This window comes from Synechococcus sp. R55.8, assembly GCF_047461895.1.
GTDB lineage: Bacteria > Cyanobacteriota > Cyanobacteriia > Thermostichales > Thermostichaceae > Thermostichus.
In genome coordinates this window covers 1-19,895 of sequence record NZ_JANSIB010000043.1, presented here as the reverse complement: position 1 = coordinate 19,895, position 19,895 = coordinate 1, and the positions used below count along the sequence as shown (strand labels likewise).

Here is a 19,895-nt window from a genome sequence, read left to right as displayed (position 1 = left end):
GTGGTTTTGCCCACCCCTTCCCCGCCTTCTAGGGTGATGAACACACCGTCGTCCTCTGCAAGAGGGTTAGCGCAGGTTGAGTTGGGGCTGCAAATTAAAGGAGTGCCCCGGCACCATCACGTAGACGTCGGGGATGTTGGTGGGCTCCAGGCTTTGCAGGGCTAACCCTTCGATGTTGGAGCGCAGGGCGTTGTTGATGGTGGCTTCCAGTTGGGACAAAACCTGCGCCTCGTTGCCCTGAGCGGCCAAGCCAGGAAACTGGCTGTACACGGCGCGCGCCAAGCTGCTGGCCAAGGGGAGCTGGATTAGGGTGAGGTTGGATCCCCCCAGCTGGGGGCCCAAGGTGTTGGCCCGGCCGCGGATGCCCAAAGCTTGGAGGGCATTGGCCGTTTGGCTGACGGGGATGGTGCAAGTATCCATCTTGTAGATGGGCACCGAAGCCATGGTCAGAGCGGAAACGCTGGTCAGTTGCACCACAGTAAAGGAGGCAGTGCCGTTGTAGGCAAAGCAAAAATCGCGAAAGGCTGCGGGCACATTGGCAGCGCGGATGGGGCGCTCATCGTCAAAGCCGCCCGACTCGGCGAAGATGTTGCGGATAGCGAATCCCCCGAAGAAGGCCAGCAGGGCCACCACCAGCAGGATCGTCAGATCGGAGGAGGAGACCCCCCCGCTGGAGCTGCCGCCTCGCCCACCACCGCCATATCCCCCACCGCCAACATAGCTGGAGGTGTAGCCGTAAGCCGCGGAACGGCTGTAGTCACTGCGGTAGCCGGATTCCCCAAGGACTCCGTCCCGCTTACGCGAGCGGCCAGCAAAGGACTCCGTCCCGCTACCGCGAAAGGCAGAGGAACGGGCGGATCCGTCGTAGCCGCGGTTGCTGGAGACAGAACGGCGGGAAACCAGGGCTTGCCCAGGACGCTCACCGGCTCCTCCTGCAGCGGCTTTCTGCCCCCCCTTTTCGCTGTCAACACGAGACCCCTCGTCTCGGCCAGTCTGGGGGGAGCGGTTGGAAGGGCGAGAAGTGGCCCCTTGCGCGGACTCCCTGTAGCTATCCCGCCCATTCTCCAAGGACTCCGTCCCGCTACCGCGAACGTCCAGCCAATCCTCTGCGCCCACAAAGGTTGAGCCCTCTTCCGGCAAAGGGGGTGGGGAACGACGACTTTGCCGCTCCCTTCCTTCACCAGAGTTTGCAACCGAGGAGACCGCGGCTTCCTCACCGGCAGAATCCGGGGAATGGCGGCTGGGATCGGGGGCAGCAGTCCGTTCCGCTGCTGCAATGGGATCTTGATCCTCAAACTCAGAAAAACCCATAGTTCTTCGAGCGCTCCCCTCAGCTGCCAAGGCAAGACGGCTTTCAATTTCACTCCCCCGAAGGGAAGGGACTATTGTATGCTAGCAGCTCCCCAGCCAGGACATCGGGGGCTATTGCTGGGATCCAAGCCAGCCCATACGCTTCTCCAGGAGAGGCAACTGCGCTTTCAAGGCGCGCAAGGCTCGGCCTCGGTGGCCGATGGCCTCTTTTTGAGCTGGGCTCATCTCGGCAAAGGTTAGCCCCACTTCGGGCACCCAAAACAGGGGGTCATAGCCAAACCCCCCCTCTCCCCGCGGCTGGGTCAAGATCTCTCCCGAGCATACCCCTTCCACCAGGGCATGCACTACACCTTGGGGATCCACCAGGGCGATGGCGCAGTGAAAGGTGGCCCGGCGATTTGGGATCCCTTCCATTTCCCTGAGCAACCGCTCGATGCGGGCAGCGTCGCTGGGGGCGTAGCGAGCCGAGTGGATCCCAGGGGCACCGCCAAGGGCTTCTACCGCTAAGCCGGAATCGTCGGCAATGGCCCACTCCCCCAGAGACTTGGCCACGGCTCTGGCTTTGAGAAGGGCATTTTCGGCAAAGGTGGTGCCGGTTTCTTCCACCTCAATTTCTGAGGGCATGCGGCGCAGCTCCCAAGCAGGGGCATGGGCCTGGAAAAAGGCATTGAACTCGCGCCATTTGCCGGGGCTACTGCTGGCCAAGATCAAAGGACGGGTCATGGAAGGTTCCTACGAATCGTATGGATGTAGCGGAAAGCTGAGGAGGCGGAAGGCTGTCCAAGGGCTTCCTACCTAATGGATCTCGAGAACCATGTTGTGCAGGGCTGTGTTAATCACCAGGGTGGATCCGCACCGCTCTACCTTGCCCCCATCCCAGTGCATGTGTCCGCAGATGTAGTAGCGGGGCTGCACCTGTTCCAAAAGGGGGCGCAAGGTGGGTGTGCGACGGTGATACCACTTCCCCCCCTCATCCAAAAGGCCCCGCGGCGGAGCGTGGGTCAGCAGCAGGTCAATGGGCCGGGGGGGTTGACTGTAGAGGGCGAGCAGCTCCTGCAAATGGGCGGAGGTGAGAGACCAGCTCCAACCACAGGGGGGAGTCCAGGGTACAGCCAAAACCTGTAACCCCAGCCACTCAAAGCAGCAGGACTGGGTGATGGCCCGCCCCCAACGGCCAACCAGCGAATTCAAAACCGAAGCTGCTGGATCGTGGTTGCCAGGTAAAAAGAGCCAGGGTTTGCCCAGGCTCTCCACTGCCGCCAAAAAGGATTGCAGATGAACCACCTCTGCTTGGGCTGCCGGATGAAAGCCCTGGGTGGCCTTGCGGGAAGGTTTGCCGGCCTTGGAACAGAAATCCCCGCAGTTGATGTAAGCATCCACCTCCGGCAGATGGGCAAGGGCCTGCCGGATCAGCCGAGCGCTGCCGTGGTAGTCGGAGCCGAGCAGCAGTTTAATCCCCATGGGCCTCTGCAGCAGAAGAATCCAGGTGGGATCCCTGAAGCAGGGCGGCAACTTGCTGCCAGGAGCTGCTGTACCAAGCTTGCTGGGCTTCCAGTTCTTCGCCGAGGGATCCCGTGGGGCCAAAATCTGGGCAGGCGTACCCCAGGGAGCGTAATCCTGCCACCAACACTGCCGGAGACAGCCACCACTGCTGGGCCAAGCGCAGCAGATCCACCTGGCTGCGGGTTTGCAGGTATTGGCGGAGCTGGCGTTGCAAGCTGGCAGCGGAGGGCAGGGGCACCGCTTGCTGATGGACGGCAATCAACAGCTCGCTGCTGGGGGTGCAACAGAGCAGCCACTTGAGGTGATCCAGAGAAGGGGGCCAGCTCCACAACCAGAGTTGATCATAGCGGTGGCCGGCTTGGGGACGGTCGTAGTGGAGAGTCAGGTACCGCCGTTCGCGATAGCGGGCCGTAGGCCTTGAAGACAAGACCAGCGAGGGGCGGCGGAAGCCGTAGAACAGGATGGTTCCCTGCGCCTGAGGCCAGAGGACAGAAAATCGGTCTACAGCTTGCCAACGCAAAGGCTGGGTGGGCTGGGGGGTGGGGCGCCAGATCAACAGAGGTGAGGGCTCCGCCCTGCCCTGGGAGGGGGTAGAAGGCTTGGGGTTGAGCATCGAAGAAACGGTGTCCAGAATGGGAGCCTCGCTCGCGTCAGGGGTCTCGAGAGGGGGGTTGCCGGCAGTGGCAGCCTCTTGGGCAGGTTGGATCCCGAGAATTTCCAGCTCCAGTTGGGTTTCTCCCTGCCATGTTTTGGCCTTGAGGGTGTAGGCTACATCAACTCGCTCCGGCAGCGGATGGGTTTCCGCTCCCCGCCAACGGATGGCCCAAAGAGGGCGCTGGGGCTTCGCGTTTGTGATCCCCACCAACGCATCGGTGATGCTGGCCACTCCGCGGTCATCACTGGGGGTTTTGGCGGCTGAGTCGCTCCTGCCCGGACAAGAGGACTCCGTCCGAGTAGCACGTAACCCATGGGAGCGTTGCGTAGGGAGAGCAGGATCCCGGAGCAGCAGCTTCAGGTGGCCGGGAACTGGGCCAAATCGCTGCTGTTGCAGAACCTGCAGGTTGCGGCTGCAGAAGACCGGCTCAGGATTGCCGATGCCACAGGGCTGCAGATGCTGGAGCTCTCGATAGAGGTCAAGGGTGAGATCTGACAGCGACACTTCGGCATCGATTTGCACCAGCGGCTGGATCTGCTCCGGCTGCAACTGCTGTTGGGCAAACTGCCGCAATCGTTCTTCAAAAAAAGGCCAGTCTTCTGCTCTCAGGCTAAATCCCCCGGCAGCGGGGTGGCCGCCGTGCTTGGTGAACAGATCCTTGCAAAACTCCAACGCTTGAAACACGTCAAACTCGGGGATCCCCTGCCGCGCCGAGCCGCTGATCTCCCCTTGCCGCGACTGGCTGCCGATGAACACCGGACAGCCAAAACGCTCTGCCAACCGCGAGGCCACAATGCCGATCACCCCTTTATGCCATTTCTGCTGAGGGGATCCCAAAATTGTTAACACCCGCTCCTGTTGCAGATCTCGGCCTTGCTGGGCAATTTGCTCGAGGGCTTCTGCCTCGATGCGCCCGCACATCTGCTGCCGCACCTGGTTGAGCCGTTCGCAGCGGCGGGCCAGTTTCTCTGCCTGCAGGGGATCGTCGGTGGTCAGCAACTGGATCCCCATTCTCGCCCGGCCAATTCGCCCAACGGCGTTGATGCGGGGCCCCAGGCCAAACCCAATCCACTCAGGCCGCAGCCCCTCCAGGGATCCCTGCATGCCCATCACCTGCAGAAGGGCGCGGATCCCTGCCACCTGGGAGGTGGGCAAGAGGTGCAGCCCCTGCCGCACCCAAAGGCGGTTAACCCCCGTCAGCGGCGCCAGATCGGCAATGGTGCCCACAGTAAACAGTTCCAGGGCCACCCGCTGCAGATGGCCATCACCACGGCGCTCGGCCAGCGCCTGGGCCAGGAGGTAGGCAACTCCCACCCCGGCCATCCCCCGATAGGGAGAAGAAACGGGGAGCTGCTTGGGATTGAGGATGGCATCGGCAGGGGGCAACTGGGGCGGCAAATCGTGGTGATCCGTCACGATCACTGTCAAGCCCAGAGCTTTGGCCAGTTGGATGGGCTCGTGGGCGGAGATGCCGTTGTCCACGGTGAGAATGAGGCGCACCCCCTCTCGGTGCAGCTCTTGTACCATGCGGCTGTTGAGGCCATAGCCCTCCGTCATGCGGCTGGGGATGCGGTAATGCACTGGAGCGTCCTGCAAAGCCCGCAGCAGCAGGGCCGTGCTGGTCATGCCGTCGGCATCGTAGTCGCCGCAAATGGCGATGGGCTCTTGTCGGCGAATCGCCCCGTCCAGCAAGTCCACCGCCAGGGGCAAATCGGCAAAATCCTGACTGGGTGGAGGCAGGTGGGCGGGATCCGGCTGCAGGTACTGCTGCACGGCAGCAGGGCTGGAGAGCCCGCGATTGAGTAAGATCTGAGCCAATATGGGCGAGATCCCCACTGCCTCGGCCAAGCTCTGGGCAGTCAACTTGTCCACAGGATGAAACAGCCAGCGTTGAGCAGGGATCCCGGCCATAGGGAAGGGCGGGGCTTGGATGGGGATAGAGGGTAGGCAGTGCTACAGTTGGCCTATAGGGTATCCTTTTGACGTTAGCTCAAAACGCTCCTCTGAATCTTTCCTGCCGCCGATGTATTCTCTGCTGCTTACCTATGGTCTTAACCCGCTGACAGGCTTAAAGCTGTTGGTCAAGTCCTCTGAGCAGACCTCTCTGTGGACACTGGCCCAGCAGCTTTGGGGCCGCCCCGGATCTCGGCGACGCAGGCCGCGCCTACAAATCTCGTTAGGCCGCTTGGTGCCAGAGCAAACCGAGCACTTGTCCAAGTTGGAAGTGCTGCTGCGTCTGCGGTTTTTCATTGCCCTCGAAGCGGAAACTCCAGAGAGTGCTGCCCACCACTGTCGCGAACGGTTCTTGCTTCCTTCCGGCCAGGGATCTGCCATTCAGCTTGCCCGCTACACAGAGGGCTCGCAGCAGTACAAGACGGAGATCATCCGCTTTGCCCTGGGGGGATCCCGCACCCTTGTGGCGAGGACTCCATCCCGCCGCCGTCGCCTCTGAAACAAACTCCCCGACAAGCCATAGCGATAGAGTCTTGCCAGCCTGTCTATACTGGAGATGCACTAGATCTGTGTTTCTCCCGTGAACCCAACTGGGCTGCATCTTTGCGGTGGCAGTGCGGAGCATTCTATCGGTGGTGGGCGGCATCTGCAAGCCCATCCCTGGCACAGCCTTGCCCAAACTTCGGCTTACGCTAGCTTTGAGTTGTCCTTCCCGCAAGGGGTGAACTGCGAGCTCTGGCACTGTGGGGGATCCCCGCAGGCCCAGGCAAAGACTCCATCCCGGATGCAGAGGTTTGAGTTGCCGCCAATCCCGCCAGAGGAGATGGATCCCATGTGCAACGCCCGTAAGGACTACGGCTGGCTAAAGTGCTCCGCACTCCTGTTGCCAGCGCAACCGGCCCTCTTTGCCGGATCCCTGGCGGCCTTTGCCCTTGTGCTCCACGCCGTTAATGGGAACGTCCTGCCGGCTGCTTTGGCCCTGACCCGTTACCAAGTGCATGTACTGGCGGATGGGGCGGCGGAGTTGGCTCAGGTGCGCACCCAGGTGCCGGATGCCTATTTTGTGCAAGGGGATGGGCAGGTTTTCATTCTGGCGGGGACATTCATCAACCGTAGCCATGCTCAACGCCGTCAGGCCGACTTGGAACGGCTGGGGTTATCGGTGCGGGTGGTGAGCCGCCAAGAGACGGATCCCCCTCTGCCCCCTGCTTTTCCTGCCCAAGCAGCACCCAGCCGCCCTGCTGCCAGCTCAAAAGCCTCTGTGCCGCCGACGCCAACCGCTCCGCCCTTGGATCCCCAGCGTCCCTTTGCCACTCACGTGCCCAACCCCACCGGTGATCCCCGTTTGGAAGAACGGGTGCGCCGCTTCTTTCCAGGAGCCACTGTGGTGCAGTACCGCGGCCAGGTTGCTTTGCAAACGGGAACCTTCTCCCGCCTGTCGTTGGCCCAGGATCAAGCCCGCTGGCTAACCGCTCAGGGGTTACCGGCAGTGGCGGTGTCGCTGGTAGGAGAAAATGCGGGCCAGGATCCCATCTCCAACCCAGCACAAGGAGAGCGCTATTGGGTGTTGGTGGCCGATCCCACCGGGGAGAAATGGCCTGCGCTAAAACAACTCCTAGAGGGATCCCTGCCCTTGATCTACGATGACCTGCGGGTGGTGCGCACAGGTGGGTTTGCCGACCCTGCTGCTGCCGCCGAGCAGGTGCGTTACTTGGCCGGCCAAGGCTATGAAGCGGGGATCTTCCCCGCCGATCTGCGCCGCTCTCAGCCTCTTTTGCAAGCGGATCCCGTCTCCTCCTCGCCTGCCCAGGCTGTTCCTCCTGGGGAAGAAGGTGGCAGCGGATTTTGGGTGGTGGTGCCGGCTGGGGAAGAGGCCCTACCCAAGCTGCAACAGTTTGCCCCTGATGCCTTCCTGCGGGGCTCAGTGATTCAGGTGGGCACCTACCGGCAACGGGCCAACGCCGAACAGGCGCGGCGCTCTCTGGCCGAAGCAGGGTTCGATGCCCGCATCCTGCCCGTGGAGTAGCCGAGACCCCCTTCCGCCATCAAACGCTCTCCCCCTTCCCCTCCAGAACAATCCCACCTTCGACCAGGGCTTGCCACAGCAGGGACAACAGGGGTACCAACGCAACAGTTGCCAAAACTCGGCAGCAGCCACCCGCCCTGTCAGGTCGTAGCTGCTCCGTTTTTCCCCAGCAGGGGCAGCTTGCTGCTTCTGGCGTTGTCGGCTGGCGCAGGTGGGACAGGGATCCGGTCGAAACAGGAGCCCATCCCCGCACTCCGGACAGCAGTAGGGGCTCGACATCTGGACTTGAGACTCTGTTTGCGTCAGCGGTGCGGAGCACTTTCCCGGCTAGAGGGCTTGCTTAGCCTGCTGCAGCGTCTGCTCAAACACCTCCAGCGGCTGCGCACCGGAGAAGGCAATGCCGTTCAAGATGAAATGGGGAGTGCCACCGATGCCCAGTTGAGAGGCCAAGTCAATATCTCGCTGAATGGCGCGTTCTGCCGCCCGACTGCGCCGATCCCGATTGAATTTTTCTATATTCAGGCCCAGCTTCTCAGCAGTGGCCACATAAAACCCATCCCCAAGCTGAGATTGGTTGGCAAACAGCTCGTCGTGAAACTCCCAGAACTTACCTTGACGTTGGGCGGCCCAAGCAGCACGGGCAGCCGACATCGCTTCTGGGTGGATGCTGGTCAGGGGCAGGTGCTTGTACACCAAGGTCACCTCATCCCCGTGGTCGGCCATGAACTGCTTGAGGGTGCTGTGGGCGCGGGCGCAGAAGGGGCATTGAAAATCGGAGAACTCCACCAACACTAACCGCAGAGCGTCGGATCCCAGTCGAGGGGAATCTCCGATGACGGCGCGTGGGTTCTCCCGCAGTTGACGGCCAAATTCTTCCGCCAGCCGCTGCTGTTGTTGCTGCTGCTCCTGGTACTGTCGCTGCTGGTATTCCTGTACGGCCTCCAGAATCACCTGGGGGTTCTTTCGAATGATCTGCAGCACCTGCTCTTCCAAATCTGCCGGGACAGCCGCCGCCGCTGGTAGGAAAACCGGAGCTCCACTTCCCACTCCCAGCAGAACCACCAGCCCGAACAAAAGCCCAGCTCGAGCCCAAGCACGAAAAATCCTCGCTAGCCTATTCATCCCAACCCCCCTCTCAAACATGCCTAGAGCCGTCGCAACTCACCCAGCCTACCGTCAGATCCCAACAGTGTCTATCACTCGTTCGGGGGGGGTTAGGAATTGGTGACCTGCAGAAGCTGCTCCTTGATCCGCTGCAACTGGCTGGCCCAGCGGGGATCCGGCTCAGAGGCTGCCTCACTTTCGGCGACGACGGTGGAGCGCCCACCCTTATTGCCGCGCTGGCGTTGCTTTTTGCTGGGGGCAGGGTTTTCTGCCGACTCTTTAGGGCCCTTGGCCTCAGAATCTCTGGACGGCCTGGAATCTTTGGAACCTCTGGACTCTTTGGATGAAGGCTCAGAGGTCGCTGTTTTGGATTCGCCTTCTTCCCCTCGGTCGCGCGGCTGGGCGAGCTCAATGCGCAAGTTGACATCCCCAAAGCTGTGGCCGTTGAACTTTTCGATGTACTGCTGCGCCTGCTCTTCGGTGTTTACCGTTACAAAGCCGAAGCCGCGGCATTTGCCTGTCTTCCGATCCCGGATCACCTTGGTGGAAATGACCTCACCGGCAGAGCGAAAGAGCTTCTCCAGTGCCTGACGATCCACCTCTTCCGGCAGATTTCCAACATACAGACGCACAGGCATGATCCAGCGAAGCTCCTAATCGAAATAACAAAAGGCCAAAATGCAAAGCGCTACATCTAGGGCGCTCAAGCCCATAACATCAAACCCGGAACCCGGTAGTCCATTGTCACACCATAGCGCGCCGCAAAGCGCAACCCTTGGCAATCACGAAGCTATTTTTTAATTTACCTCAACCTGGAGCCGCGAAGACGAGGAGAACGGTTTTTGTGAACGACTGCTTTGTACAGCCGGTTTGTACAGCCGGCTTTTGCAGCTAAGCTAAGCCGGTGTTGTTCAGGCGATCCCGATGTTGAAAAGGTCGCGCCTGGGGGCCTGTGTAGTCGGCTACAAGATGTCCTTGCCCTCGCAGTTGGTAGCGGTAAGTCACCAAGCCTTCCAAGCCCACCGGGCCGCGCGGCGGCAGTTTTTGGGTGCTGATGCCCACTTCTGCCCCAAAGCCGTAGCGAAACCCGTCGGCAAAGCGGGTGGAAGCGTTGTGAAAGACCCCCGCTGCATCTACTTCATCCAAAAATCGCCGGGCAGCAGCGGCATCCTCGGTTACAATCGCTTCGGTATGGCGGGATCCGTACTGCTGGATGTGGGCAATGGCCTCGTCAAGGGAGCCCACCACTTTAATAGAGAGGATCAAGTCGGCATACTCGGTGCTCCAGTCGGCTTCGCTGGCCGGGATCAGATCCGGCACCAGCTCGCGGCAGAGGGGATCCCCCCGCAATTCCACCCCCCTCTCCCGCAGGGCCTTGACCGCCAGAGGCAAAAAGTGGGGGGCTATGGCCTCGTGAACCAGCAGAGTCTCGATGGCATTGCAGGCGGCGGGGTACTGGGTTTTGCTGTCCACCGTCAGCTTGATTGCCATGTCCACGTTCGCTGCCCGATCCACGTACAGGTGACACAGGCCATCGGCATGGCCCAATACCGGGATGCGGGTATTCTCCAGGATGTAGCGGACAAAGCTGCTGGAGCCGCGGGGGATGATCAGGTCTACCAGCCCCTCCAGTTGCAGTAGGGCCTTGACCTCGGCGCGGCTGGTGAGCAACTGCAGGGATCCCTGGGGAAACTCTGGGATCTGCTGCAGGCCCGCCTGGATGGCCGCCATCAAGGCTTGACAGGAGAGCAAAGCTTCGGATCCCCCCTTGAGCAAGACGCTATTGCCGGTTTTCACCGCCAGGGCAGCAATTTGCACCAGAGCATCGGGCCGCGACTCGAAGATCACCCCCAGCACCCCCAAAGGGTAGGTGCGCCGTTCCAAAATTAGCCCCTCGTCCAGTTCCCGGATCAGCAAAGCTCGGCCCACCGGATCCCCCAGCCGGATCACCTGCCGCACTCCGGCCACCATATCTGCCAGTTTGTGGGCGTCCAGCTTCAGGCGGGCATAGGCAGATGCCGACAACTCCCCGGCTTTCACCATCTCTGCTGCCCGCTCCAAGTCCGCCCGGTTGGCGGCCAAGATAGGCTCTTGGTGCTCCACCAAGGCAGTGGCCATGGCCTCCAGAGCGGCATTCTTAATAGCCGTGGGCAAGGTGGCCGTGTGTTGGGCAGCAGCGCGAGCCAACTGCACTTGGGACAGCAGCGGGCGGTCTGAAGCAGAGGCAAGCGAGCTGGGGCAATCGGTGGCGAGGGACATAGAGTCAAACAGGGGCAAAGGTGCCCATTGATATGAAGAAGAGCTGTGAGGATAAGTTGTGTTGAACTGTGATCCCAGGAGCACCCCCAGAAGGGATCCCTATGCTAGGTTGGGCACAGTCGCTTGGGGGTATCTGTAGCCTACCAAAGTCTGGATCCCACTTGCTGCAGCAGGGGAGCCTTTCCTTGCTCTCGATGCTTCTAAGCTGAAGTTTGGATAGGGGAAAACCCTTGCTCGAAACCCAGTTCCCTGACGATTAGAGATCCACCTCGTCAACCTCGATTTAGCGCCTTCCAGGAGAGCCAATGAGAAAGCGTGGGTTTGTGGTTAGTGCAACGGCTGCGGTGATGACAGCGGTGTCGCTGGTCGGCGTGCAGCTATCTATGCCGGGTTGGGCGGGGTTTCGCCGGGATCCCAAAGAGGTGGTGGACGAGGTTTGGCAAATTGTCAATCGGGAATATGTGGATCCGTCTTTTAATTCCCTGGATTGGGAAGCGGTGCGGCGGGATCTGCTCAGCCGAGAGTATGCCACCCGAGAAGATGCCTACGCGGCCATCCGGGAAGCCCTGAAGAAACTCAACGATCCCTACACCCGATTTCTGGATCCGGATCAGTTTGCCAGCATGCAAATCGATACATCCGGCGAGCTGACCGGGGTGGGGATCACGCTGGGCATGGATCAAGAGACGAACGAGCTGGTGGTGATCTCCCCCATTGAAGGGTCTCCTGCCGACCGGGCCGGGATCAAATCCAAAGACGTGATCGTGCGCATCGACGACAAGTCCACCGAAGGCATGGACACCAACGCTGCAGTCAACCTCATTCGGGGCGAGCCGGGTACGCGGGTGCGGCTGACCATTCGCCGCGAGGGGGAAGGGCTAAAGGTGTTCGATTTGGTGCGGGAAAGAATTGAGCTGGCCACCGTGCGCTACAAGGTTCACGAGGAGAACGGCCTGCCCATCGGCTACATTCGCATCACCCAGTTTTCCGGCAACGCCGCCGAGAAGGTGCGCCAAGCCATTCGCGAGCTGGAAAAACAAGGGGTAGCCGCCTATGTTCTGGATCTGCGCGCCAACCCAGGGGGGCTGCTCTACTCCAGCGCCGAGATTGCCCGCATGTGGATCAACCGGGGCAGCATCGTCTCGACGGTGAACCGCCAAGGGGAGCAGGATCGCCTGACGGCCAACAACACGGCCCTCACCGATAAACCTTTGGCCGTTTTGGTGGATGGTGGCTCGGCCAGCGCCAGCGAGATTTTGTCGGGGGCTCTGCAGGATAACCGGCGCGCCGTGATCGTCGGCACGCAAACTTTCGGCAAGGGCCTGGTGCAGTCGGTGCATCCCCTGTCTGATGGCTCGGGGCTGGCGGTGACCATCGCCCGCTATCGCACTCCCAACGGCAACGACATTGACCACAAGGGCATTACCCCCGATATTTTGGTGGAATTGTCCGAGGAAGATCTGAAGCGGCTCAGCCAGAACCGAGAGCTGGTGGCCACCCCAGCCGACCCACAGTACGCTGCTGCCATCCAGGCTCTGCAGGCTCAGATCTCTGCCCGTCGGCAGCAGGCCCAAGAGGCCATTCGTTCCTCTTCACGTTAGCCGGTGTTGGGAGCGGTTTTGATGGGTCTCAGATCTGGCACTCCTGAGACTGGGGTTAAGCCGAGGCCCAAGCTATTTAAGACTATTAAGACTCTTCTCATTCGAGTTATTCGAGGAGTGTTGACCAGCGCCGGGCTGGGGATGCTTTTATTGTTTCTGTAGGTGGCGCGTAGCACAATGGCGGGGTCGAAGATCGCGGGATCCATGAATTTGGTCGGACGGGATCTGCTCAAGCTCAGCGACCTAACCCCGGCGGAGCTGTCGGCCCTGCTAGCCCAGGCGGCTGAGTTAAAGCGGGATCCTTATCGGGTGGAGCTGCGGGGTCGGGTGTTGGGGCTGTTGTTTCAGAAAGCTTCTACCCGCACCCGCGCCAGTTTTACGGCAGCCATGGCCCAATGCGGGGGCAGCACCCTGGATCTGGTGCCGACGGTGATGCAGGTGAGCCGCGGCGAACCCCTGCAGGATACGGCCCGCGTCCTCTCCCGCTACCTGGATGTGATCGCCATTCGCACCTACCACCAGAAGGAACTGGAAACCTTTGCCGAGTATGCCGATATTCCGGTGATCAACGCCCTCACCGATCAGTTTCACCCCTGTCAGGTGTTGGCCGATCTGCTCACCATTCAGGAGAACTTTGGCCAACTGGCGGGCCTGACCCTGGCCTATTGCGGCGATGGCAATAACGTTGCCCACTCCCTGCTGTTGGGTTGTGCCATGAGCGGGATCCACATCCGCGTCGCCACCCCCCCCGGTTACGAGCCGGATGCGGCAGTGGTGGAGCAAGCCCGCACTCTGGCCCAGGGATCCCAGGTGTTGGTGCTGCAGGATCCCCAGGAAGCCGTCTCTGGATCCCAGGTGGTCTATACCGACGTGTGGGCCAGCATGGGTCAAGAAGCTGAGGCCGAGGCCCGCAAGGCCACCTTTCTGCCCTACCAGGTCAATGCCGAGCTGATGCAACAGGCAGATCCGCAAGCCATTGTGCTGCACTGCCTGCCGGCCCACCGGGAAGAGGAAATCACCACTGAAGTACTGGAGGGATCCCAGTCCCGCGTGTGGGATCAGGCGGAAAATCGCCTACATGTGCAAAAGGCGCTGCTGGTTCAGGTGCTGGGCGCAGGATGACCCCTCACCCCCAGGCTAGAGAGCGGGTTAGCAAATGAGCTTACCGGAAAACTGGGTCTATGGTCATTTCGATTTAAACCAGGACACTACACCCACACCCCAAACGTTGGTCGCGTCGGCGTTGCAGAGCAATAGCGTTGCGGAGCGATAATGCAGAGGGCCAGAAGGTTTTTCAAGGACTCCGTCCCGCTGGCGCGACCAGTAGCCTAGGCGTCTCACCCTAACCTGAAATGACTATATTTGACAAAACTGGCCCAAATCCTAAGCTGGCTACCGATTACTGCTGGGGCGGCGGGCTGCAATCGCCAAGCTGACATTGGGCACCCGCTGCAGGGTATCCATCACCTCCACCACCTTGCCGTGGGAGAGGGCCAAATCGGCGTTGATCACCACCAAGCGCCGCCCTTCAGCCGGCTTCTCGGCCAGGATGCGTTCCACTGCCGGGATCAGAGCAGAGATATCGGCAATCTTCTCCTGATTGACAGCAATCTGTCCTTCCGCCGTCAGGCTCACCGTTACATCCGGCTGCAGACGAACTTCGGCTGTGGTCGCGTCCGGCAGGTTCACATCCAGAGCCTCGGAGCGGGTGAGCACCAGGCTGGCAATCACGAAAAACACCAGGATCGAGAAGATGACATCGATCAGGGGCACGATGTTGATCTCGCCAGCTCGGAAGTTCTCTTCGGGGATGCGCATAGGTTAGGAGGGCTCAAGCGAGGAGTAGGGGGGAAGGGTGGAGCTGCCACTGGGGCTAGATTGGGTGTAGGAATACTGGGAAAGCTGTTGGGCCTGCATCTCTTGCCGCTGCCGATGCAGCAGCTCCAGCATGCCGCCGTACTCTTGGATCTTAGAGAGTTGCCGCAGGTACAAAGAGCGGAAGACATTGGAGATCAGCAGGGTGGGAATGGCCACGATCAGCCCAAAGGCCGTCGAGTACAGGGCTTCGGCGATCCCCTGACCTACCCCCTGCGTATCGGTGCCGCCGATATCCCCCAGTTGGATGGAGCTGAGGATCTGGATGATGCCGGTAACGGTGCCCAGCAAGCCCAAGAAGGGGGCAACGGTGATTACGGTGTCGAAGACAGTGTTGAAGCGCTTCAGCAGAGGCACTTCTGCCGCCAGGGCCGTTTCCAGAGCCAGCTTAAAATCTTCCGGGCTGGCCTCGTTCAGCTCCAACCCGGCCAAAAAGATGCGGGCAATCGGCAGATCGGCATTTTGCTCCAGCAAATACTGGGCAGCGCGTGGGTTGCGGCGGTACTGGCTCAGGGCTTGCTGCACCACCTCCTCCTGCCGATGGGTGATCTTCCACCAAAACAGCACCCGCTCAATGCAACAGGCCACTGAGAAGACCGAGAACGTCAACAGGGGGATGGAGTAGTACCAACCCTGGATCATGAGCTGCAAGACTCTATCCATCGATCCCGATTCCCCCCTCCAAGCGGCAATTTACGCTCATCTTGTCATAGCACTTTCTCGGCAGGGCTGGGATCCCTTCTTGCGCGGCGAAGGTTGCACCTTTTGGCAATTTTGCCCCCATGCCGGCTCTCATCTCGTCAATTGTCAATCCAGAGGGCATACTGGTTGCAACATTTTTTGGATCCCGAGGGCGTGAATTATGAAATTCAGACGCTGGTTGGGTCTTTGCTGCGCCGGCTTGATGGCCTTGCTGTTGACGGCTTGCGGCAAGGGATCCGCCCCCTACGACAGCATCGTGGTCAACTTTGTGAACACAGCCACCCCCAGTCAGATTGCCGCTATCGCTAAAGAGTATCATTTGACGCTCCGCCCCAGCAGCGACAGCGCTTTTGCCCGCCAAGAAGCGATCTACCTGTTTGACGTGGATGCCGACCACCTGCGATCCACGCGGCGGCTGGTTAAGCGGCTCACCGACGAAGCCTTGATCGAGTATGCTCACCCCAACTATCAATTCCAGGCGGCTTTCGTGCCCAACGACCGCCTCTATCCCCAGCAATGGAACCTCAGGGCCATCCGCATGCCGGAAGCCTGGGACATCTCCCAAGGGGAAGGGGTGACGGTAGCCGTGGTGGACACGGGAGTAACACGAGTGCCGGATCTAGCCCAAACCCAATTTGTGAAGGGCTACGACTTTGTGGATGACGATGAGGATCCGGAAGACCTCAACGGCCACGGCACCCATGTGGCGGGAACCATCGCCCAATCCACCAACAATGTCTTGGGTGTAGCCGGCATTGCCTTCAAGGCCAAGATCATGCCGGTACGGGTGTTGGATGCCAATGGCTTTGGATCCCTGTCGGATGTGGTGGAAGGGATCCGCTATGCTGCCGACCACGGGGCTACGATCATCAACCTCAGCCTGGGTAGCCGCGCTTCTGCCCAACTGATGGAGGAGGCGGTGGCCTATGCCCACAGCAAGGGGGTGACGGTGATTGCAGCCGCTGGCAACGAAAACTCCAACCAGGTGAGCTACCCGGCCCGTTACCCGCATGTGATCGCTGTCTCGGCCACGGGGCCCAACGGGGAGAAAGCCCCCTACTCCAACTATGGGGTGGGGGTGGACATCTCTGCTCCCGGCGGAGCCAAAACGCCTGATCACCCCGAGTACGGCATTCTGCAGCAAACCATCAACCGTCGTAACCCCAACGAGCCGGTCTTTGCCTACTTCCAAGGCACTAGCATGGCCACTCCCCACGTAGCCGGTGTGGCAGCTCTGATCCAGGCTCAGGGCATCAAAGACCCGGACAAGGTGGAGGAAGTGCTGAAAATGTCGGCTACCCCAGTGCCCGGCGACAAACAGAACTTCTACGGGGCCGGTCGTTTGGATGCGGCCAAGGCGCTGGCCAGGGCCACAGGACAACAGGACGAAAACCCCTTGGTGCTCTGGCTGAAGGACTTCCTGCAGTACCTGAACAACAATGGCTACCTCAACCCACGCTTCTGGTTCGATGGTGGCCCGATTGCCCTGGTGCCGAAGCTGCTGATGGTGGTGGGCGGCTACATCATCCTGGTGCTGATCCGCTGGTGGCTGGCTCCCAAGCGGCTGCTGCAGACGGTGCCTTTGCTGGCTGGGATGCTTTTGGGCAGTGCCGGTCTTTTCCCCTTGCAGGGGTTGGCGATTGTCGGTGGCCCCCGTTGGCCCTTCCAATTGGCGGGTAGCTCCCTGCCGGAGTTGGGCACCGCCTTTGCCCAGACCAATGCCTTGAACCCCCTATTTGCCAGCGTGTTGATCCCAGGCCTGTTGATGTTGCTGCTCCTGGGCCATCGGCGCTGGCGCTGGGCGGTGATTGGCTTGTGCATCGGCATGGCCTCGCATCTGCTCTTGTCCGGATCCCTGTTTTATGAGGGGGTGCTATGGCTTGGATCCTCTGCTTGGTTGGGTCGCTCCTTCTTGCTCTTCAATGGCTTGCTCTGCCTGGGCCTGGCCTACTTGGGAGCGCAAGCGGCTACGGAATCTCAATCCACGGCAACTGGGCTGGCGCTGAGGCAGTGATGCAAGAGTACAGCGGTACCATCCAGTTCCTGGATATCGAAGGGGGAGTGTGGGTGCTGACGCTGCCTTCCGGCGAGCACTATGCCCTTTTCCGTGCCCCCAAAGAGCTCTTGCAAGAGGGACTAGAGGTCACCATCCAGGGACAGATCAGAGAAGACATGGTGACGGTGGCTCAGGTAGGGCCGGTTTTAGAAGTCAAGAGCTTCCGGCGGCAGCCCTAGCTTGGCTTGCGGCTCCGGCCATACCAATCGGGGATCCCCAAGCGGGGATCCCTGCTTTTCGATGTCAGAATGCTTTTACAGTCGTTTCAAACAAGATTGAGACACCTCGCTGCCGATCCTCACCCCTAGCTTCTCTCTCAGGAGAGAAGGAAAGTTAGGAAGCAATGCAACGAAAATGTTTCATTTCCGTTTAAAAAGAATCTCGTTTCCACGGCTGAGCATTCACGAAGCTCAAAAAACGTAGGTAGGCAGCTGTATCCCGTGACCGCTTAATACTTACATAGTCATAAGTCTGTAGCCTGAACAACTGGGAAACCATCATCGCTGTTTTAGAGGGGAAACCTACTGGCGAAAGCGGGACGGGATCCTTTGCGGCAAGGGCTGTTGTGGAACCAGTAACAAGAATCCTCACCCTACCGCTACGGGGAAGCAAGACAGTAGAGCAGGGAACATGTCAAAGCAGGTTGCTCAGGCGGCTGTGAAAGACCGAGTAGATCTCTGCGTAAGACTTCACCCACTCTGGATCCGGTTGAACATAGCGTTCTACCTGTACCAATCGATCGGCAGCCTGTTGGACAGAGCAGCACCAATAGGCAGAAGCGGCCAAGATGGCTGCCCCCACAGCCGGCTCCGGGTGTTTCACCACAGCCAAGGGACGAGCAAGGATGCTGGCGCGTAGGCGCAACCAGAGAGGGCTTTTGCTGCCTCCACCGGTGGTGAAAATCGGGCTCTGCTCTGGCACTGGGATCCCTTGAGCGGCCAACGTTTCCAGCCCCAGCCGCTCCACCATCGCTACCCCCTCCAACAAAGCAGCGTAAAAACGGGGGGATCCCTCTTCTGCCTCCGGCAAGAACCCGGCAAACTGGGGATCGACAATGGGAAAACGCTCTCCCGGCTGACAAAGGGGATAGCTGACCAGCCCGGTGGGCAGATAAGCCTGAGCTTGCTGATCCAGCATTTGCAGGTTGCCGTCGGGGAAGTAATGAGGCAAAACTCCGCCTCCACAAAAAGAGGCGGCCCCCGGCCACCAAACCATTCGTTCGCGACAGCGGTGTGGAGCACAGTCCGGGTGCAAATGGGAATAGATGCTTGGGGTTTGTATGGGATCCGGACTGTTGGCCTTAAAAATAAGGGTTGTGCCCAAGCTGGTGGAAACCTGCCCCAAGCGAATAGCCCCTGCCGCCAGTTGCCCGGCACAGCCATCGGTGATCCCTGCCGCGATCAGCACTTCCGGCCCCAACCCCCAGTCTGCTCGCACCGTTCCTAAAACTGTTCCCGGCGGCACCACCTCGGGGAAATGCTTGGGGTTTAGGCCCTGCCGCGCCAACCACTCCTGAGGCCAGGTGTAGGCCTCCAGGTCGAAACCGCTCTTGAGGGCATGGGTGTGATCGGTCACCTGCCTGCGCCCCCCCAGTTGGCTCAGCAAAAAGTCCGCCGGATGGGCCAAGTAGCTGTCTCGATACTGATCAGGATAGGCTTCCGCCCACCACAGCCAACGGCTGAGACCCCAACTGGCAGGGATCCCCAATTGCTTGGCCTGAGCCTGGCCCCGTGGGTCAGAATACAGCCACGCCTGTTCCAACGGCATGCCTCGACCATCCACCGGCAGAATGGTGCCGGAAGTGCTGCAAGCACTCAGAGCTGCAATGGAATACTGCTCCCCCAGTTGCGCGGTCAGTTGTCCCAAAAGGGCTTTCAGGGTTCGCAACCAGCGGCCCGGATTGGTCTCTGGGGGATCCCACTGGCGCTCGCTTTTGGCCACCACCTCCCCCTGCTCTGAGAGGGCCACCACCCGCATCCCAGAAGTGCCCAGATCGATCCCAAGAAACACAGGGGGCATAGGAATACTCACCTGAGAATGCTTTGTTTATATACGGGGTGGCCAAGTGGCCTCAAAAAGGGGCCCAAACTGGCTCAAAAGATGGGATCAAAATCTCAAAACTCCTGGCTGCTCCGAGCCAGTGCTTCTTGGATATCCAGATCCAGCCCTTTCACCGATTCCAGCACCGAGCGGGTGATCAGCTTGCCCTCCTGCACCAAAACCGCGCCGGTTACAGGGTGCAAAAGTGGCTGCTCCGCTCGCCGACCGATCAACGCCTCGATATCCTGAAAAGCATGGATGTACATCCCGGCAGGCAATTCCACCACCACCCCTTCCCCCAGCACCCGCGCTTGGCAGGCCAAGCGAGAGTTAGGCTTGCAGGTGGTGATCACCTCCAGGGTGCGCTGCTCCCGCTTGCTCATCGGGGATAAAGACTCCATCCCCTCCTTAACGTACACATGACAGGTGGCGCAGAGGCCGCGCCCACCGCACTCTTTCAACACATTCAGCTCTTCCTGCAACAGTACCGAGAGCAAATTGCTGTTGGTGGCGATTTCAGACACTTGGGCAATGGGATCCAACCGCACACGCTTGACCATAGTCCGCACTTTTTGGGCTACTGGATGCTAAAAAAGCTAGCATCTTTCACCAATGCAGATTGCCGGAACAGGGCAGTTCTACCTAAGCATGCAGGAAAATCCCCCATGCGCCATTCAGGTCTCGGTGCATACGAATGCCCTCTGAGCCTTCTCGGCACTCCAACTATAGGTCTTGCTGGTGTAGGCTTCAGAAACTTGACCAAAAGGCGCGGCAAGCCCCGTCCTTCAGGGCGGGGAAGGATAGCGCCGA

The 19,895-nt window shown here is 60.2% G+C and carries 17 protein-coding genes; 6 read left to right on the top strand and 11 right to left on the bottom strand.

Annotation, left to right across the window (positions count from 1 at the left end; translation table 11 throughout):
* Positions 1 to 66: 66 nt before the first annotated feature.
* From NW829_RS06140 to recJ, 4 genes are all read right to left on the bottom strand, one after another.
* Positions 67 to 1,311, bottom strand: a complete 1,245-nt coding sequence (locus tag NW829_RS06140; RefSeq protein WP_414416670.1) for a hypothetical protein — start codon at positions 1,309 to 1,311, stop codon at positions 67 to 69.
* A 111-nt stretch (positions 1,312 to 1,422) separates the two neighbouring features.
* Complete coding sequence (rdgB, locus tag NW829_RS06135; protein ID WP_414416669.1) at positions 1,423 to 2,034, bottom strand: RdgB/HAM1 family non-canonical purine NTP pyrophosphatase; 612 nt, start codon at positions 2,032 to 2,034, stop codon at positions 1,423 to 1,425.
* Between the two features lie 72 nt (positions 2,035 to 2,106).
* Positions 2,107 to 2,772, bottom strand: a complete 666-nt coding sequence (locus NW829_RS06130; protein ID WP_414416668.1) for a metallophosphoesterase family protein — start codon at positions 2,770 to 2,772, stop codon at positions 2,107 to 2,109.
* Positions 2,762 to 5,380, bottom strand: a complete 2,619-nt coding sequence (gene recJ / locus NW829_RS06125; protein ID WP_414416667.1) for a single-stranded-DNA-specific exonuclease RecJ — start codon at positions 5,378 to 5,380, stop codon at positions 2,762 to 2,764. Before recJ ends, NW829_RS06130 begins: the two co-directional genes overlap by 11 nt.
* Positions 5,381 to 5,492: 112 nt before the next feature.
* On the opposite strand from recJ, the gene NW829_RS06120 reads away from it, so the two are divergent.
* Positions 5,493 to 5,921 carry a hypothetical protein gene (locus NW829_RS06120; protein ID WP_414331038.1) on the top strand — a complete coding sequence of 143 codons (429 nt, stop codon included), beginning with the start codon at positions 5,493 to 5,495 and terminating at the stop codon, positions 5,919 to 5,921.
* A 285-nt stretch (positions 5,922 to 6,206) separates the two neighbouring features.
* A complete protein-coding gene (locus NW829_RS06115; RefSeq protein WP_414416666.1) occupies positions 6,207 to 7,448 on the top strand; it encodes an SPOR domain-containing protein in 1,242 nt (413 codons plus the stop codon).
* Between the two features lie 327 nt (positions 7,449 to 7,775).
* On the opposite strand, the gene NW829_RS06110 is transcribed toward NW829_RS06115, so the two are convergent.
* The 3 genes from NW829_RS06110 to NW829_RS06100 form a co-directional block, all read right to left on the bottom strand.
* Entirely contained in the window at positions 7,776 to 8,522 is a 747-nt protein-coding gene (locus NW829_RS06110) for a DsbA family protein (RefSeq protein WP_414416665.1), read from the bottom strand.
* Between the two features lie 140 nt (positions 8,523 to 8,662).
* Positions 8,663 to 9,190 (bottom strand): RNA recognition motif domain-containing protein, encoded by a 528-nt coding sequence (locus NW829_RS06105; protein ID WP_414412513.1) that lies wholly within the window; start codon positions 9,188 to 9,190, stop codon positions 8,663 to 8,665.
* 253 nt (positions 9,191 to 9,443) lie between these two features.
* Entirely contained in the window at positions 9,444 to 10,811 is a 1,368-nt protein-coding gene (locus NW829_RS06100; protein WP_414416664.1) for a glutamate-5-semialdehyde dehydrogenase, read from the bottom strand.
* Positions 10,812 to 11,116: 305 nt separating this feature from the next.
* On the opposite strand from NW829_RS06100, the gene ctpC reads away from it, so the two are divergent.
* Positions 11,117 to 12,412 carry a carboxyl-terminal processing protease CtpC gene (gene ctpC / locus NW829_RS06095; protein ID WP_414416663.1) on the top strand — a complete coding sequence of 432 codons (1,296 nt, stop codon included), beginning with the start codon at positions 11,117 to 11,119 and terminating at the stop codon, positions 12,410 to 12,412.
* Positions 12,413 to 12,616: 204 nt separating this feature from the next.
* A complete protein-coding gene (gene argF, locus NW829_RS06090; protein ID WP_414416662.1) occupies positions 12,617 to 13,534 on the top strand; it encodes an ornithine carbamoyltransferase in 918 nt (305 codons plus the stop codon).
* A gap of 270 nt (positions 13,535 to 13,804) precedes the next feature.
* Here the strand turns inward: argF and NW829_RS06085 are convergent, their stop codons facing one another.
* Both NW829_RS06085 and NW829_RS06080 read right to left on the bottom strand, forming a co-directional pair.
* Entirely contained in the window at positions 13,805 to 14,230 is a 426-nt protein-coding gene (locus tag NW829_RS06085) for an ExbD/TolR family protein (RefSeq protein ID WP_011432458.1), read from the bottom strand.
* A gap of 3 nt (positions 14,231 to 14,233) precedes the next feature.
* Positions 14,234 to 14,926: a MotA/TolQ/ExbB proton channel family protein gene (locus NW829_RS06080; RefSeq protein WP_414383893.1), complete on the bottom strand. Its 693-nt coding sequence runs from the start codon at positions 14,924 to 14,926 to the stop codon at positions 14,234 to 14,236.
* A 223-nt stretch (positions 14,927 to 15,149) separates the two neighbouring features.
* On the opposite strand from NW829_RS06080, the gene NW829_RS06075 reads away from it, so the two are divergent.
* Complete coding sequence (locus NW829_RS06075) at positions 15,150 to 17,003, top strand: S8 family serine peptidase (RefSeq protein ID WP_414416661.1); 1,854 nt, start codon at positions 15,150 to 15,152, stop codon at positions 17,001 to 17,003.
* A complete protein-coding gene (locus NW829_RS06070; protein ID WP_414416660.1) occupies positions 17,003 to 17,224 on the top strand; it encodes a hypothetical protein in 222 nt (73 codons plus the stop codon). Before NW829_RS06075 ends, NW829_RS06070 begins: the two co-directional genes overlap by 1 nt.
* Before the next feature lie 454 nt (positions 17,225 to 17,678).
* Here the strand turns inward: NW829_RS06070 and NW829_RS06065 are convergent, their stop codons facing one another.
* Together NW829_RS06065 and NW829_RS06060 are read right to left on the bottom strand one after the other, a co-directional pair.
* The gene (locus NW829_RS06065; RefSeq protein WP_011432454.1) at positions 17,679 to 19,064 is read right to left on the bottom strand and encodes an FGGY-family carbohydrate kinase; all 1,386 of its coding nucleotides are present in this window, start codon (positions 19,062 to 19,064) and stop codon (positions 17,679 to 17,681) included.
* Positions 19,065 to 19,159: 95 nt separating this feature from the next.
* The gene (locus NW829_RS06060; protein ID WP_414416659.1) at positions 19,160 to 19,645 is read right to left on the bottom strand and encodes a 2Fe-2S iron-sulfur cluster-binding protein; all 486 of its coding nucleotides are present in this window, start codon (positions 19,643 to 19,645) and stop codon (positions 19,160 to 19,162) included.
* Positions 19,646 to 19,895 lie beyond the last annotated feature (250 nt).